General features: G+C 59.9%; 18 protein-coding genes and 1 tRNA gene. 4 read left to right on the forward strand and 15 right to left on the reverse strand.

Annotation, left to right across the window (positions count from 1 at the left end):
• Positions 1-52: 52 nt before the first annotated feature.
• The 13 genes from VHE12_06365 to VHE12_06425 all read right to left on the reverse strand — a co-directional run bounded on the left by VHE12_06365 (position 53) and on the right by VHE12_06425 (position 9326).
• A complete protein-coding gene (locus tag VHE12_06365; GenBank protein HVZ80414.1) occupies positions 53-481 on the reverse strand; it encodes a MerC domain-containing protein in 429 nt (142 codons plus the stop codon).
• 49 nt (positions 482-530) lie between these two features.
• Positions 531-1337 carry an iron chelate uptake ABC transporter family permease subunit gene (locus VHE12_06370; protein ID HVZ80415.1) on the reverse strand — a complete coding sequence of 269 codons (807 nt, stop codon included), beginning with the start codon at positions 1335-1337 and terminating at the stop codon, positions 531-533.
• A 35-nt stretch (positions 1338-1372) separates the two neighbouring features.
• Positions 1373-2278 (reverse strand): metal ABC transporter substrate-binding protein, encoded by a 906-nt coding sequence (locus tag VHE12_06375; protein HVZ80416.1) that lies wholly within the window; start codon positions 2276-2278, stop codon positions 1373-1375.
• A 49-nt stretch (positions 2279-2327) separates the two neighbouring features.
• Positions 2328-3416, reverse strand: a complete 1089-nt coding sequence (locus tag VHE12_06380; GenBank protein ID HVZ80417.1) for a hypothetical protein — start codon at positions 3414-3416, stop codon at positions 2328-2330.
• A gap of 39 nt (positions 3417-3455) precedes the next feature.
• Positions 3456-3773 (reverse strand): hypothetical protein, encoded by a 318-nt coding sequence (locus VHE12_06385; protein HVZ80418.1) that lies wholly within the window; start codon positions 3771-3773, stop codon positions 3456-3458.
• Positions 3770-4543 carry a DUF3299 domain-containing protein gene (locus tag VHE12_06390; GenBank protein ID HVZ80419.1) on the reverse strand — a complete coding sequence of 258 codons (774 nt, stop codon included), beginning with the start codon at positions 4541-4543 and terminating at the stop codon, positions 3770-3772. Before VHE12_06390 ends, VHE12_06385 begins: the two co-directional genes overlap by 4 nt.
• Before the next feature lie 4 nt (positions 4544-4547).
• Positions 4548-5171, reverse strand: a complete 624-nt coding sequence (locus tag VHE12_06395) for a DUF3299 domain-containing protein (GenBank protein ID HVZ80420.1) — start codon at positions 5169-5171, stop codon at positions 4548-4550.
• 5 nt (positions 5172-5176) lie between these two features.
• The gene (locus tag VHE12_06400; protein HVZ80421.1) at positions 5177-5662 is read right to left on the reverse strand and encodes a hypothetical protein; all 486 of its coding nucleotides are present in this window, start codon (positions 5660-5662) and stop codon (positions 5177-5179) included.
• 13 nt (positions 5663-5675) lie between these two features.
• Positions 5676-6950 (reverse strand): ABC transporter permease, encoded by a 1275-nt coding sequence (locus VHE12_06405; GenBank protein HVZ80422.1) that lies wholly within the window; start codon positions 6948-6950, stop codon positions 5676-5678.
• On the reverse strand, positions 6947-7642 hold the full coding sequence (locus VHE12_06410) for an ABC transporter ATP-binding protein (protein ID HVZ80423.1): 696 nt from the start codon (positions 7640-7642) through the stop codon (positions 6947-6949). Before VHE12_06410 ends, VHE12_06405 begins: the two co-directional genes overlap by 4 nt.
• Positions 7643-7796: 154 nt before the next feature.
• Positions 7797-8090, reverse strand: a complete 294-nt coding sequence (locus VHE12_06415; protein ID HVZ80424.1) for a hypothetical protein — start codon at positions 8088-8090, stop codon at positions 7797-7799.
• Positions 8091-8374: 284 nt separating this feature from the next.
• The gene (locus tag VHE12_06420) at positions 8375-8911 is read right to left on the reverse strand and encodes a hypothetical protein (GenBank protein ID HVZ80425.1); all 537 of its coding nucleotides are present in this window, start codon (positions 8909-8911) and stop codon (positions 8375-8377) included.
• 340 nt (positions 8912-9251) lie between these two features.
• Positions 9252-9326, reverse strand: a tRNA-Asn gene (locus VHE12_06425).
• A gap of 148 nt (positions 9327-9474) precedes the next feature.
• Between VHE12_06425 and VHE12_06430 the strand changes: the two genes are divergently transcribed.
• Positions 9475-9903, forward strand: a complete 429-nt coding sequence (locus VHE12_06430; protein HVZ80426.1) for an NfeD family protein — start codon at positions 9475-9477, stop codon at positions 9901-9903.
• 29 nt (positions 9904-9932) lie between these two features.
• Positions 9933-10871 carry a stomatin-like protein gene (locus VHE12_06435; GenBank protein HVZ80427.1) on the forward strand — a complete coding sequence of 313 codons (939 nt, stop codon included), beginning with the start codon at positions 9933-9935 and terminating at the stop codon, positions 10869-10871.
• 121 nt (positions 10872-10992) lie between these two features.
• Here the strand turns inward: VHE12_06435 and VHE12_06440 are convergent, their stop codons facing one another.
• Positions 10993-12027, reverse strand: coding sequence for an NAD-dependent epimerase/dehydratase family protein (locus VHE12_06440; protein ID HVZ80428.1), 1035 nt, complete (start codon positions 12025-12027; stop codon positions 10993-10995).
• Between the two features lie 200 nt (positions 12028-12227).
• Positions 12228-12536, reverse strand: a complete 309-nt coding sequence (locus VHE12_06445; GenBank protein HVZ80429.1) for a hypothetical protein — start codon at positions 12534-12536, stop codon at positions 12228-12230.
• Positions 12537-12938: 402 nt separating this feature from the next.
• Here VHE12_06445 and VHE12_06450 point away from each other — a divergent pair, with 402 nt between their 5' ends.
• Both VHE12_06450 and VHE12_06455 read left to right on the forward strand, forming a co-directional pair.
• Positions 12939-13460, forward strand: a complete 522-nt coding sequence (locus tag VHE12_06450; protein ID HVZ80430.1) for an STAS domain-containing protein — start codon at positions 12939-12941, stop codon at positions 13458-13460.
• 159 nt (positions 13461-13619) lie between these two features.
• Positions 13620-14828 carry a hypothetical protein gene (locus VHE12_06455; GenBank protein ID HVZ80431.1) on the forward strand — a complete coding sequence of 403 codons (1209 nt, stop codon included), beginning with the start codon at positions 13620-13622 and terminating at the stop codon, positions 14826-14828.
• Positions 14829-15028 lie beyond the last annotated feature (200 nt).

The raw sequence follows: 15028 nt of genomic DNA on the forward strand, positions 1-15028 counted from the left end.
CGGGATGGATAAGGCGAAGACCAGGGTTTTGGAACTGAAATTACCCAAAGGGTCACTCATGGGCCGTGATCCCTTTGGAAGGCCCGTGATGACAGGTCCTGCATTCGAGGCAAAGCCTCCGGTTCAAAAGGTGTCCCGCGGCCAGTCCCAGCGCCCCGGGGACGGCCAGCCATAAGCCCTGGGGTCCCATGATCCAAACCTTGCCGACGACGATCATCCCGGTGCAGAAATACAGAAGCATCAAAAGGCGCTTTTTCCGGTGGAGATGGAACCCGGAACAAAAACTCACCGTGGCCAGCAACATGGAGCATCCGATGAACAAAAGCTCGACCCGGCGGTCCACCAAGAACGCCATCCCGATCCAGGGCAGGGCCAGGATCAAGAAGGGGAGCGCGACGCAATGCACCGCGCAGGTCAATGACAAAAGGGCCCCGACTTGATCCAGCCGTGATCGGCTTAAGACTTCCGGTTTCTTTTCCATTCGATCCATTCCGTGGTTCTTTGGGCAACTTCGATCGTCAATAAACCCTTTACCGATCGGCGTTTTTCATCCGGGTCACGACCGAAATAAAAATCACCGACAAGCCGAAAACACAAACGATGGTCGCGCCCATCGGCCAATCCCGGTCATAGGACAGGACCGCGCTCACGCTCGAGACCAACAACCCGATCCCCCAAGCCCAGTAAAGGCGGCGGTTCCCCTTTATACCCAAAAGGGTGGCGCAGACCAACGGCATGATCAGAAAAGAAAAAACGGCCAATACGCCTGACACCTTCACGGATGAAGTCACGACCAGCCCGAACGACGAATAGAACAAGAAATCCCAAAGCCTGACGGATAAACCCTTGCGCTTGGCCGCCCTTGTGTCCGTGGAACAAAGGGTGAGGTTCTTATGTCCGAAATAAAGGAAGATCCCGACCAGGCTGTAAAGGGTTCCCATGATGAAGATATCCTTCCAGGAGACCCACCCTAAGGCTTCGCCGTTCAAGGTCCCTTGCACATGCTCGGCCCCATGGGGGGCATTGGTCAATAAAAGAAGGGAGGTGGCTGTGGCCAGGGAAAAGGCGATGCCGATGAAGGCTTCCTGCAACACGGAATGATTCCTGTCCCATAAAAAACTGAATAGGGCCGCTCCCAAAAGGGTGAACGCGAAGGACCAATAGTAGCCCGAGGGATCGTGGGGTTCGGCGCCCAAAAGAAAAGCGACGGACTGACCCAAGGCCGCGATCTGGGCCAGGGCCAAGTCCACGAAAATAACGCCCCGGGCCAGCACATGCTGGCCCAAGGCGGGATGGATCAGCACCAACAGGAGGCACGCCAGGATCGGTAATCCCATTATGAGAATGAATTGATGCATGGCGTCCTCGCTTTTTAGAGGTTCTTGGCCAACGCGGAGACAATGGCGTCGAATTTGGAGAAAACATCCTTGGCCTCGGGCGTCGCATCGACCTCGAACGGGATCTCCAGGGCGACCCCCCCGGCCTTCTTGGCCAGGTCTTGGCTGGCGTCGGCATCATTATAGGTGGCATAGACCACCACCTTGGCGCCCAAGGACTTCATCCTTTCGGCCGTTTCCGCCAAATGCCTGGCGCTGGGAGGGATGCCGGGTTTGATCTCCACGGTCCCCGCCAGCTTCAGGTCGAAACGCTCGACGAAATAATCGAAGTTCCTGTGATAGCTCGCGACGTAGGAACCCCTGAAAGGTTTCAACTTTTCCTTCCAACCCTGCAAGGCGGTCTCCATCCGCTTATCGAAGGCCACGGCGTTGGCTTGATAATCCGAGGCGTTGGCCGGGTCCAATTCCGCGAGGACCTTGGCCAAATGGTCGGCCACGATCTCCAGGTTCTTGGGGTCCGTGTAATAGTGGGGGTTGCCCAGGGGATGGATGTCCCCCTCCGCCCGGCTGACGGTCCCCGTCGGTTTTTCCAACACCTCGATCCCTTCGGACGCATCCATAAAGCCCTTGGAACCGGGCTGGATCTTCGGGTTGCGGCTTCCGGGGATCACCAGGGGGATCCAGCCTCCGTCCAATTCAAGCCCCACCGAAATGAACAAATCGGCGTCCTGGACCTTTTTCATCAGGCTGGGTTTGGCCGGGACGAAGTGCGGGTCCTCGTACCCTTTGCATAGGCTAAAGGCCGTTACGTGTTTACCCCCGACGAACTGGGCCACCGAGGCCAGATCGGTCAAGGATGTGGCGACCTTCAACTCGGCCATGGCCGGAACGGCCGTGGCTAACATCAAAACTGCGAACAGCGATCGAATCCATGTCTTCATGCTCTTCTCCTTAGGTTTGATTCTTGATTTCCTGACCCTGCTTCGCCTTTTAATAAGAATGGGGCGGGTGGAACCCAATGGTGTAATTGAACTGGACCATGACCCGGTGGTCCCACGCCGTGCCGGAAGCGTCATCGGCGTCCGCCTTGGCGATGCTGTACTCCGCCCGGATGGCCGTGAACTCCGAGGGGGTCCAGGTGATGTTGGCGGAACCCTTCTGCACATGTCCGGGAAGGGGGTCCCCCGCGCCGTCCACCAGGGTTTCCGTCAGGCTGTGGTAGGCCTCTTCCACGCGGATGCCCGTCCACCAGGATTGGGACCAGCGGTATTGCAAAAAGGCGTTCCAACCGTCGGTTTCCTGGTTGTAGATCCCGTCCCCAAAAGAATCCCGGCGGATATACTCCCCGGCCAGGATCCAACCCCTCTGGTTCGATTGGCGCATGGGGATCTCGCGGAAGGTCAGGTCGACGCCAAAAGCGGCGTGGTGCAGGCCGTCGTCCCCGAGGCCCATGAGGGAGGACTCCCCTAATTCCATCGTCAGGTCCTCGCCCAGGTCCCATTGGTTCTTCAAATGGGCCAGCCAGGGAATGTTCTCGTGCGCCGTGGAGGCGAAGTTGAGGCCTTCGGTCCCGCCCCCTTGATAGCCTCCCAGGGTCAATTCACAGAACCAGGGAAGCGGCGAAAGCCAGGAGGCTTCGATCCCCGTGCCGTTAAAACCTTCCTCGCCGATCGAATTCTCCATGATGACCGGTGCCTGGATGAAGGGGTAAGCGTGGGTATGGAGCCGCCCATGTTTACCGAAGGCGACCTTGAACTTACCCACCTTCAATTGGATGTTATCAATTTCGTTGTTGGTCGCGAAAACCTCCTCCGGTGTCACCTCATCGGGTGCGAAGACCAGATTGGCCGTCAAGGTCCAGTAGGGGTCCACGGTGGAGATCAAGCTGATCTCCGACTCCTGGAACTGGGGCCCATAGGGTTGGTCCAAGTCCGGGGCGGCTTGCACCAGGAACAAGGCGTTGAACCCAATGGCGGGATTGGCGAGGTTCGAGATGATGGAACGGGTCTGGGCATGGGCCTGGATCGCGCCCATCCCAAGGGCCAAACAACAGATGAATAAACGAATGCAAGATTTCATTCTTCCTCCTTTTTTTGCGGTCCCAGAGGACCGGTGGTACTACGCTGAAGGACGCTTTCCCGGGGGATCCCTCCCTGGATTGAAAATGAGGACCGCGGATACAACCCCGGTCTCTTTAAAAATGATCGAACCCATCCAGTAAACGGGGAAGAGTTCGGGTTGGACCGCGGGCACGATCCCTTGGGAGCCCGAGTGGTTCCAATGACAGTAGGCGCAGTGACCGTCCTGGGTTCTACCGTGGCGGTGATGGTGGACAAAGCCCTCCACGCCGATGACCAAAAGGAGCAGGAAGGCCATTGCGGCCAACAGGGCCTTCAAGGCGGTCTTATTCGGATCCACTTGGGTCCCTCGGGTCAAAACCAGGACCTCCTTGGCACCTTCACCCGGTCCGAGCTCATCCGGTAAAGGCACCATCCGCCGTTCTCCTCGTCGAATTCACGCCCGATGTCCAGGGTCCCATGGACCGTGACGGGCACATCCATGATCCCCTCGATCTCGGACCCGGGGACCATCTTCACGTAGATCCATTGGTTGAGCTTGGGGGTGACGCCGTAACAACAGGTCATCCGGCTTTGGGCCAGGATGAAGGATGATACCTTTTCCTTGTCCGTCGCCATGGGGATCATGAAACCGACCACCTCGACCTTTTGCCCGTTCAAGGTTCGGATGGGCGCCGGTATGTCGTAGGTCCGTTTCTTTTTGGACGCCGGCTTTTTTTCGAAGGGATCCCCGCGGTTGGTGTCGTCCTGGGAAAGGCTCGTTCCCTGGCTGACGTCGGTGATCTCGCAGGGAAAGGAAGCCAAGGCCTCGAACCCGACCCTGTAATGGTCGCCTTCCTGGGGCCAGGGGATCTTCCCGGCGGGGACCGGCGGTTTGGGACCGGGGGCGGCGTTCTTACCCGGGGTCTCCTCCCGAGCGCTCATGGTCTTCCACCATTGACCGAGGCTGGGGGTGGAAGCCGCCTTGGACAGCATGAAAGCCAGGAGAACGAACCAGGCCACGCTCAGGGCGATCATGGCCCAGAACTTCCAGTCCGTGGGGGGAATGCGCGATTCGTAGGTGATCCTGGCCTTTCTTCCGGCCCCGGCGATCTTGACATAGGTTTTGATCCGGTTGGGGTGGGTCATGGGGTCACCATGGGACCTTGGGAATGGAGACCTTGCTGGAGACCATCCGGTAAAGGGTCCAGGCCTGGTTGTCCTTCTTTTGTTCCCCGACGTTCAGGACCCCGAAGACCGTCACCGGAAAATCCATCAGGATCTCCGCCTCCTTCCCCTTGGCCATTTGGACGAAGATCCACTCGTTCATCTTGGGGGTGATGCCGTAACAACAGGTGGCCTGGCTCCTGGCCAGGATGAAGGAAGTCGCCTTGTCCCCGGCCTCATTGGCCTCGACGGGGATCATGAATCCGGCGACGGCGATCTTGTCCCCATCCAGCCGCTTGACGAATTCCGGAACGGGGAATTTCTTCTTTTTCGCCCTCAGTTTGGGGTGGATCTCCTCGTCCAGGTCCGGTGTGTCATAGGGAAAATGGGACAGGGTGTTCCAAGTGACCCAATCGTGTCCATCCACCTGGGGATAGACCGTCACCGGGGCGTCCTTCACGGCGCGGTCCTTCAGGACGGGGCAGGCGGTCGGGACCGGCGTCGGGGCCTTTTCCCCGGCGTTGGACCGCCCCCAAGCGAAAAGGGATGACCCCGCCAAGAGCGCGGCCATCACCTTCCCGAACCGGGTCCGAAACCGGGAAGCGCCCATGGCGGTCACCCTTCTTTTCCCGGCTTCTGGACGCCTTCGTTCCCCTCCGGGTACAGGAACCAAACGTCTTTGAATTCGGTCCCCTTGGTCTTGATGCGGAGGATCGTTCCCTCGAAGCGGGTCATCCCCTTCAATTTTTTCGAGGTGGCCCGGTATTGGGAGGTGTCGCCGACCGTTTCACCCGTCAAGGCGTTGGCGATGGGTTTTAACTTGAGGACCCAGCTCCCGCCCTTCTGCTTGACCTTGATCTGCAGGGAGGGCTGGGAGATCCTCACGGGGTTCTCCGCCTCGCCGTCCAGGGAAAAGGCGTCCAGGCGGCCCGTGGCCGGGTCCAGCAACAGTTCCACATGGGCGAATTCCTCGCCCAACTCCACGAGGGTGCCGTGGTGGGGCGGGTGGTGCTCATGGGCCCGGACCCAAGAAGCCAGGGAAAGGGTCAAAAGCAGGGCGAACACCGAGCAAAGGGTCTTCAAACTGGTCGTGAATTTCATTTTTGTTCTCCTTTCAAGAGAGGGGATCGAGGTTGCGGACGACGTCGGTGGAATAAGCCTTGAACGCCGGGATGAAACCGGACAAGGCCCCCAAGACGGTCATCCCGATGGGAACGGCGGCCAAGGCCGCGTGGAATTGGAAAACGTCCAGAACGACGCCCGTTTGCCGCCGGACCACGACGGCGGCCGCCGCGAAGATGCCGAGGTAGATGGCATATCCGGCCAGGGACCCCAGCCCCGCGATGAAGGAAGCCTCCAACAGGATCGAGGAAAAAACGGTGGACCGTTTTGCCCCCAGGGCCCGGAGGATCGCGAATTCCCTCCGCCGTTCGTTCAGGGTGTTGTAAAGGCTGGAAAGGATGGAGCCGGCGGCGACCAACATCACGAGGTAGGCCACCAGGGTGAGGACCTTGGAGACCCAGCCCATCTTGTCGAACAGCTCCGCCATGACCTTTCCGATGGGCCAGGCCAGCGTGGCCACCTTGCCCTGGCGGTTGATGGTCTGGTCCATCATGAAACCCGCCTGGGGGTTGTAGAACTTCAACATGACCGAGCTGACCTCCTTGTTCGCGTCGGGTATCTCCACCCCCGCCTTCGCCGTGTAATCCTTTCCCGTACCCCGGAGGACGTGCCCCTTCATCCGGTAAACGCCGTCGATGGGGATCCAGACCACCCGGTCCGAGGGGGTGTTGGTGGGTTTCAGGACGCCCACCACGGTGTAGACCTCTTCGTGCTGCATGTTGGGGTCGAAGAAGAGGCCGTGATAAGGCTTGAAGGTGTCGCCGACCTTCAACCTTGTCTTTTGGGAGACGAAACTGCCGATGACGGCCTCCCGTTGGGTCGGGTCGAAGAACCGGCCGTCGGGCTGGAGCGTCAGGTGGCGGCCCTTCTGATATTCGAATTTGGTGAATATCTCATCGGTCGTCCCGACGATCCGGAAGCCCAGGTAGTTGTCCCCGACGGCGTAGGGGATGGCCAACTGCACCCGGGGATCATTCTTCACCGCCTCGTAAAGGGCCCAGGGGATGTTCCCGGGGGAGGTCTCCAATTGAAAGACGGCGTTGAGGACCAATTGCAATTGGCTGCCCCTGGCCCCGAGGACGGCGTCGAACCCCACCGAGCCTCCCGTGAAAGCGCTCCGGGATTGCTGTTGGATGGAGAAGACCGCCATGGTCAGGCCGGTCGCCAGCCCGACCGAAAGGACGGTGATGGTGGTCGAGAGGGCGTGCTGGCGGAGATTGTGGCCGACCAGGAACAACAGGCTTTTGATCTTTTGAAGGAGGTTCATTTGCGGCTCCTTCCCCGGCCCGCCGCCGTGGGGATGCGGTTGATCCGGCCGAGGTTCTCCACCCGGTCGAACTTGGCCAACACCTCCCGGTCATGACTGACCAGGAGGAGGGCGGCCCCGTTCTCCCGGCAGATCTTCCGGATGAGTTCCAAGGATTCCATGGCCCGGACGGGGTCCAGGTGTCCCGTGGGCTCGTCCGCCAGCACCAATTTGGGATGGTTCGCCAAAGCCCTGGCCACGGCGACCCGTTGCTGTTGGCCCACGGACATCTGCCGGGGGTAGTAATGGAGGCGGTTCTTCAGGCCCACGCGTTCCAAAAGGTCCGTGGCGTAGGCTTCATCCACCCCCCTCCCGAACATCATCCCCAGCTTCACGTTCTCCAGGGCCGTATAACCCTGCAGGAGGTTGAATGTCTGGAAGATGTAGCCGAGCGTTTGGGCCCGCACCAGGTCCCTCTCCCCCTCGCTGAGGGGACCCAAAGGCTTCCCGGCGAGGGTGATGTCCCCCTCGTCCGGCTTCAGGATCCCGGCGATGAGGTTCAGGAAGGTGGTCTTTCCGGACCCGCTTTCCCCGGCCAGGGCGGTCTGATCGCCCGCCCCTAGGCTGAAGTGATGCGTGTTGACGACGAGATGACGCTCGCCTTCCGGTGATAGGTAAGATTTTTTCAGGTTGTTGATCTCTAAAACTTTCATGATTCCCCCAAGCGTTAATGGAATTGGATGAGCCGAAGATCCGGAAAGGGCGCAGTAGAGCCTTGTGCGGGAAACGAAAACCGGGGATGGAAATTCGGGAAAGGGACGCGGAGAACGCGCCCAGGTTCCCTGGTTTATTTTCCCGCCGACTGGATCAGGAAAGGACGGCTGGGGGGGAACGTCCTGAATGGACGGAGAACCGGATCGAATGGAAGACCTGTTTCGGTGTAGGGGCCACCAGGAACAACGTGAAGAGGGGGATGAGCCCAAGCGGGGCGGCGGATACCTTCGATTGGGAGATGTTCTTGTGGAAACTGCAGTAGGAACAATCACTATCTTCTTTTTGGCTGTGGTGATGATGATGGACGAACCCTTCCGCCGACACCATCAGGGCGAAGAACATCACGAGGGACAGAGAAAGGGTCTTCAGCCAATATTTGGAACGCATCACATCCCCCGGTCATTCGAGCCAGCGCGTATGATGACATTCCCCCTAAATGGATGTCAAGGAGCGGGGCTTGGACCCAAGGCCCCGCTTGGCGGAGAAAAATGGGGCCCGGCAAGGGGAATACGTTGAGCCCCCGAGGAACAAGAAGATCGAGAGCGTCCGGTGCTACATCCTGGCGGCGGCCCATAAGGCCTGTCCGATGGGCATTTGCCCATGCTGTGGGACCCGGGGATTTTGAGGGATTGAACGGAGCCGGATGAAGCGCGACCGAGCGGCTTCGTGGCTCACATGAATTTGTGGCGGGTCGCTATATTCAGCAGCACGAAGATCCCCAGGGCGCATTCGAGGGCAAAGGCGATGAGGAGCCTTCGGCGGCACTTGGGATCGGCCGATAGCAGGGCCGAAAGCAGGTCGGCTGGGGCCAAGAACAGCACACTGAATATCCGGACGAGGACCAGCAAGAAAAACAGCGACGCGGTGGTGCTCATGACGGGCGCAGGTCCATTCACCGGCCGGTTCAAGCCGATGCCAACCGCCTCCAACAAGGGCCCGGAGAGCGCCAGGGCCAGCATGGCCCAAGAATAGGTGTTCCAGAACCAGGGAACCTTCCGGAGGAAGAAAAGCGCCAAAAGCGTCGGGACAACGCAGGCGACCCCGGTGACCTCGAAAAAAAGGATGGCGCCGCCTTCCGCGTACATGCCCGAGGATTGGTTGGCCCAATCCGGAGCCAGCCATTCATGCAGTTCATTGGCCAAAAACCCGAAGCCGAGGGCCGCGAGATAACCCAACAGGACGATGGCGATCTTCAGGCTGGTTTTCATGGCGGACACCTTGTCCATCGGTTCGATTTGGAGGAGGCCCGGGAAAGTCCCGTCCGGCATCCAATGGTATACCTTCCGACGACCGGGGAGGAACCTAGGTCCTCCCTGAAGGCCTCCCAACCCGGGTACCTAAAATAAAAAAGGGCATGGCACACCCGGCTTGGGCGTCGAACCGTCGCTTCGCTCCCGTAGGGGAAAAGCCCCCTACGTACCCCTTTTAACCACTTCATGGAAAACTCCCGTTTTCCATGAGCCTTTCCCATTTGGTTCTCGTCCAACCCGGAAACGACTTAAACAAAAAAAGGCCACCCGCCTGAAGGCGGATGGCCTTTTATTTAAATGGCTCCCCGGGTTGGACTCGAACCAACAACCCTGCGATTAACAGTCGCATGCTCCACCATTGAGCTACCGGGGAATGCTTCCCGCATCACCCGCGGGCGGCTTCGGATTTCAAAAGAAACCCCAAGAACCTTGGGGTTTTTGGGGGAGGGATAGTCTAAATCACCTCCTATAAATGTCAAGATTTGCAGCCCCGTAACAGCGACGAGGCTATACTGTCGCCCATGGAATGGTGGATATGGGCCGTCGCGGGTCTGGCTTTCGGTCTGGCCGAGATCGCGACACCGGGCTTCTACATGATCTTCTTCGGGGTCGGGGCCTTTGCGGCCTCGGCGATGTCCTTCGTCGCCCCCACTTCGCCCCTGTGGTCCCAGATCCTGGTCTTCACCCTCGTGTCGGTCATCTCCTTGGTGCTTTTCCGCAAGCCGCTCATGAAAAAGTTCGGCATGGACAAGCCCATCCCCTCCCGCAACGAGATCGTCCATGAGATCGCCCTGGCGATGGAGGACATCGCCCCGGAGAAGGTGGGAAAGGCGGAGCTGCGGGGCTCCACCTGGAACGCCCGCAACAAGGGGACGGCGGCCCTCATGAAGGGCCAACGCTGCCGGGTGGTCAAGGTCGAGGGGCTGACCCTTTGGCTCGAGCCGGAGTGAAACAAGTTCTTTTCCTATAAGGAGGCAGTATGGGTACGTTGATCTTCTTCGGGGCCGTGGCTTTCTTCATCCTGATCGTCGTTTCCAAGACCGCCATGGTGGTGCCGCAACAGACCGCCTATGTGGTGGAGCGCCTGGGCCGTTACCGGGCGACGCTGGAAGCGGGGTTCCATATCCTGCTGCCCTTCCTGGACGTGGTCCGCAACAAGGTGATGCTGAAGGAAGTGGCCATCGAGATCCCCGAACAGGTCTGTATCACCCGCGACAACGTGCAGGTGGGCGTGGACGGCATCCTTTACTTCAAGGTCCTGAACCCGGAGAAGGCCACCTACGGGGCCGCCAACTACCTCTTCGCCATCACCCAGTTGGCCCAGACCACCCTGCGCAGCGAGATGGGGAAGATCGACCTGGACAAGACCTTCGAAGAACGGGGCCAGATCAATCTTTTGATCGTGACCGAACTGGACAAGGCCTCCGAGCCCTGGGGGGTCAAGGTGCTCCGTTATGAGGTCAAGAACATCAATCCCCCACGGGATGTGCTGGACGCCATGGAAAAGCAGATGCGCGCCGAGCGGGAAAAGCGGGCCGTGATCCTCAGTTCGGAGGGCGCGCGGGACGCGGCCATCAACAACGCCGAAGGGCAGAAGCAACAGGTCATCAAGCAGTCCGAGGCGTCGAAGCAGCAGTCCATCAACGAGGCGGAGGGGAAGGCCCAGGCCATCCTCTCGATCGCCGAGGCCACGGCCGAGGGCTTGCGCAAGGTGGCCCAGGCCATCCAGGTCCCGGGCGGCTACGAGGCGGTCCAGTTGCGCGTGGCGGAGGACTATATCCACCAGTTCGGCCAACTGGCCAAGCACAGCAATACCATGATCCTGCCGGCCAACCTGGCGGACGTGGCCTCGGTCATTTCGACGGCCATGGCGGCGGTCAATCGCAAGCCCGTGGATGTCCCGGTGAAGAAGCCTTAAGAAACATCCGGAAAAAAGGCCGTCCGCCCAAGCGGACGGCCTTTTTTTATTTCAGCCGGTCGTTCCATTGCCCTGTCCCTTTATTTGGATATTTAGGAGGACTGGATAAATCAAACCAAGATTAACCCGTGGTTTGATTACCCCATGGGTTCCAGTCCATCCCCTCCGGCAGGTCCGGCTTTTTCCCGGCTTGATAAGCCTCGATCATGAGGTCCTCGAAGCGGTCTTCTTCCACCTTCTTCGTCTTGCCCGCCTGTTCCATCCAGGCGAACTGCCGTTTCCAGGTCTCGACCAGGGGCACGGTGGTCTTGAAGCCCAGGTCCCGCTCGGCCTTCGAGTTATCGAAGAGGGAAGGGTATTGGTAGATGTATTTCACCCCGACCGCCCGGTGGGGGGCCTGGGCGTAGAGCCAGTCGGTGGGGATGTGCGCCGGAACGAACTTGCCGCCCACCGCCTGGGCCATGGCTTCGTAGACCCCGTCCCAGGTGGTGTGCTCGTGGCTGGTGACGTGGTAGGCCTGGCCATAGGCCTTGGGGTTCAGGAGCGAGTTCACGAAGGCGCGGGCCACGTCGGACACGTGGGCCACCGCCCAGGCGGTCCTACCGTCGTCCATGACGATGACGGGCAGGCCCTGCTTCAAGCGGTTGGGCAGGCTGTTGTCGAAGACCAGGCCCGGATACTCGGCGCCTTCCCCCGTCGTATAGGAAGGGCGAAGGATGGTCGTCGAGAGGCCGCCTTTGCCATTGGCGGAAAGGATCGTTGATTCGATCCTCGATTTGTTCCTCCCGTAGTCGCCCACGGGTCGGTGGGGTTCATCGTCGGTGGCGGGCAATCGGGTCATGGGGCCGCCATAGACGCAGACGGTGGAGCAGACGACCAGGTGTTGGACGCGGCCGGTGAAGGCCCGCAACAGGGAATAGGCGTTCTCAGGGGCGAAGGCCACCATGTCGATGACCGCGTCGAAGCGGTGCCTGGCCATTTCGGCCTCGAAGGCCGGGTAATCCCAGCGGCTTCCCTGGATCTGTCGGACCTCCCCGGAAAAACGCCGGGGGCTCACCCCCCGGTTGAAGAGGGTGACTTCGTCCCCCCGTTGGAGCAATTGGTCCACGATGGAGGTGGAGATGACGCCGGTGCCGCCGATCAAAAGGACTTTCATGTTCTCTCCCGAGGCCGTTGTCCAAAAACGGGACCATCTTCCGGCTTGCGGGTTCAAATTCAAAGGACAATCAGGAAGCGGAAAGGGGTCTCGTTGGGCCCGGTCGTGGACAGTCGGCTTCAAAATGAAAAAACCCAAGACCTCAGGGAGGTCTTGGGGCCGGCCGGGAGCGGAGGTCCGCCCCCGGGTCCTACGACGGCTTAGAACCGGTCGTGGTCCCGATCCCGGTCGAAGGTCCGATGGTTCCGATCATAGTCCCGGCCGTGCCGGTAAAAGGCCACGCGTTCCCGGTGCAGGCGGTAGAACTTCTCCCAGGCGACGCGGCTGTATGTGCGGCCTTGGTACCAGCAATAAACGTTGGGGCGGCCCAGGACCAAGCGCATACCCGGCAAGGTGATGGAAGCCTGGACGACGGGGCGTGGGGCGTAGGTCACGATCTGCCCGGCCGAGGCCATGCTGGCCCCGCCCATCAGCACCAGCAAACCTAAAGAGAGGATCCGATTTTTCATTGCCTTCCTCCTCGACGAATTTATTTCGACCTTCGCCTATGAGACGCCCTTTGGGCGGGCGGGGTTCCACGGGGGAACGCGGATTTCACCGGAATATTTTTTTGAAAAGTGGAACTTTTGGGGGAACTGGATCGTTCTAGGGGCTCAGCCGCCGAAGGTTAAACGTTCGTTAAAAACGTTACCCGGGGTAAAGAGCGAAAATGGGAAAAGGTAAAACCCCCAGGGGTGGGTGGGTAAAGAGCATGACCATTCCCTTGGTGCGGAATGGGAACGGAAATTTTGCATTCCACAAAATTGTCCGGGGGGACTTTCTTGAGGCCGGGCAAAGGCGGACTTGAAGGCCCTGAAAGCTGACGTAATAATGTCCCCATTCTAGCGGTTCCCATCCATCGAGAAGAGTTTATGAAAAACATCGCCGTCACCACTTCCGAGCATCCTTTCCAAAAAGACATCACCTTGCTCTCGGTCAAGGGCTTCATCGACACCACCACCGCCCCTGAGTTCGAGCGGACCTTCCAATCGGTCCTGGCGGAAAAAAAGTTCCGGCTGGTCATCGACCTGAAGGGCGTGGATTACATCTCCAGCGCCGGGTGGGGGATCTTCGTGGGCGAGATCAAGCGCATCCGCGGTCAGCAGGGGAACCTCTTCCTGACGGGGATGTGCGCCGAGGTGGCGGAAGCCTACGAGCTCCTTCAGTTCAACACCATCATCAAGTCCTTCCCCGATGTGGACGAAGCGGTGCAGAAGGGTTTTGGGGCGAAGGTCCCGGCGTCCAAAGCCGTTTCCAGGGTCTCGGAGCCCAGGACGCCCAGCGTGGAGGCCGTTCCGGCCGTCCCTTCCGGGCCCGTCTCCGTCATGGCCCCGCCCCGCCGCAGCGGTCTTTCCAAGTTGTTCCGCCCCTGGACCTGGTTCGACCGGTCCTGATTTCCCTTTGATCTTCAGGTTTTTTTACAGGCGGCCCGCCCCGGGCCCGGCCTGAGGACGTTATAGCGATAAACTGGTTGCCATGATCCACAAAGCAACTTAATTTTAGGTGGTCCGAGGGCGGCTCCGCCCCGGCGACCAATCCGACCAAAGGCTTCCATGGGCATCCTCACACCACTCACTTCCCTCCTTCGAAAGGGCTCCGACTTCGAGGCCGAGCTGAAACGTTACCGGATCGCCCTCCAGCGCAATCCGAACGATCTCGACCTGAAGACGGACCTGATCAAGTTCATCCTCTTGAACCGTTTCACCGATCCCCAGAACGTGGGCGAATACATCCAGGAAGCCTTGAGGACCTTCGAGACCGTCGCGGGTTCGGATCTCTTCGATTTCCAGTGCCATTACCTGGTGGGGAAGTACTACCAGGAGGTGAAGGACGGGAAGAACGCCTACCGGGTCTACTTGGGGGCCCTAAAACGATTCAACAAGATGTCCGAAAAGGATGTGAACCTCCGGGCGGAGCACACCGAGCTGGCCTATTCGGTGGCCCTGAACCTCATGACCCTCCAGCACGACCCGGTCGATCCGGAGGTCGAGAAATGTTTCAAGGTCATCCGGCGCTCCTTCCCCCTGCATTTGAAGCGGATCGAATACGAACATGAGATGGGGAAACCCGCCCCGGACCGCTCCAAGCTCAAGAAGCTGGTCGAGGAGATCAAGAGCCTGAGGGGCGAGGAGGAGAAGTCCCCCCCAGGCGCGCCGGAAGCCGTCGCTCCCGCCTTGTCCGCCCCTCCCGCGGAGAAGCCCGTCGAAAGGAAAGCGGAGGAAACCAAGCCGGCCCTATCCACCGCCGAGGAAGTGCTCGAACGGGAAAAGCGGATCGCGGCCGCCCGGGCCGCCTTGCCGGTCATCGGCAAGCCCGTGGACAAGGTCCCGGAAAAGAAGGAAGACCCGGCTCCCGCCGCTTCGGCCCCGGCGCAAAAGGTCCCTGAGAAGAAGCCCGAACCGGTCCAGGCCCCATCCCCCGCGTCCAAAGCCTCCGAAGCCAAGGGATTCTTCTCGCCCCTTTTCAACCAATTGGCCCCCGCCGCGGTCGGTTTGACGGCCCCGGGCGGGACCAAGGAAAACCCGGGCCGCCAGGGGACGGGTTCGGGACCCGAATCCCTCACCCTGTTCGGTTCCTTCGAGGCCGGCGACAAGATGTTCATGGCCTTCCACAACGACCAATGGGAAGGGCCCTTCACGGTCGACAAACTGAAGGACATGCATTTCCTCCAGCCCTCCACCTGGGTCTGCCGGGCGGGAAGCCAGATGGTCATGCAGGCCTATGAAGCGCCCGAATTAAGGCCCCTTCTCACGGCGGAATGAACCGGAGGGGAACCCGTTCCCTCCTTGGGCCGTCCAATCGATACAGCCTTCGGACCGTCGAACCTGCGCCGAAAGGGGATCCTATGCGGACCATCTTGGGAACGTTCTTCGCGCTGAGCCTTACCCTTTTGCCCGCTTGCGGGAAGAAGAGTGAAGAAACACCGGTCCGCGTCATCCCCACCCCCGGCATCGTCCTGACC

The organism is bacterium (genome assembly GCA_035549195.1).
Taxonomy (GTDB): domain Bacteria; phylum Oederibacteriota; class Muellerivitia; order Muellerivitales; family Muellerivitaceae; genus DASZRK01.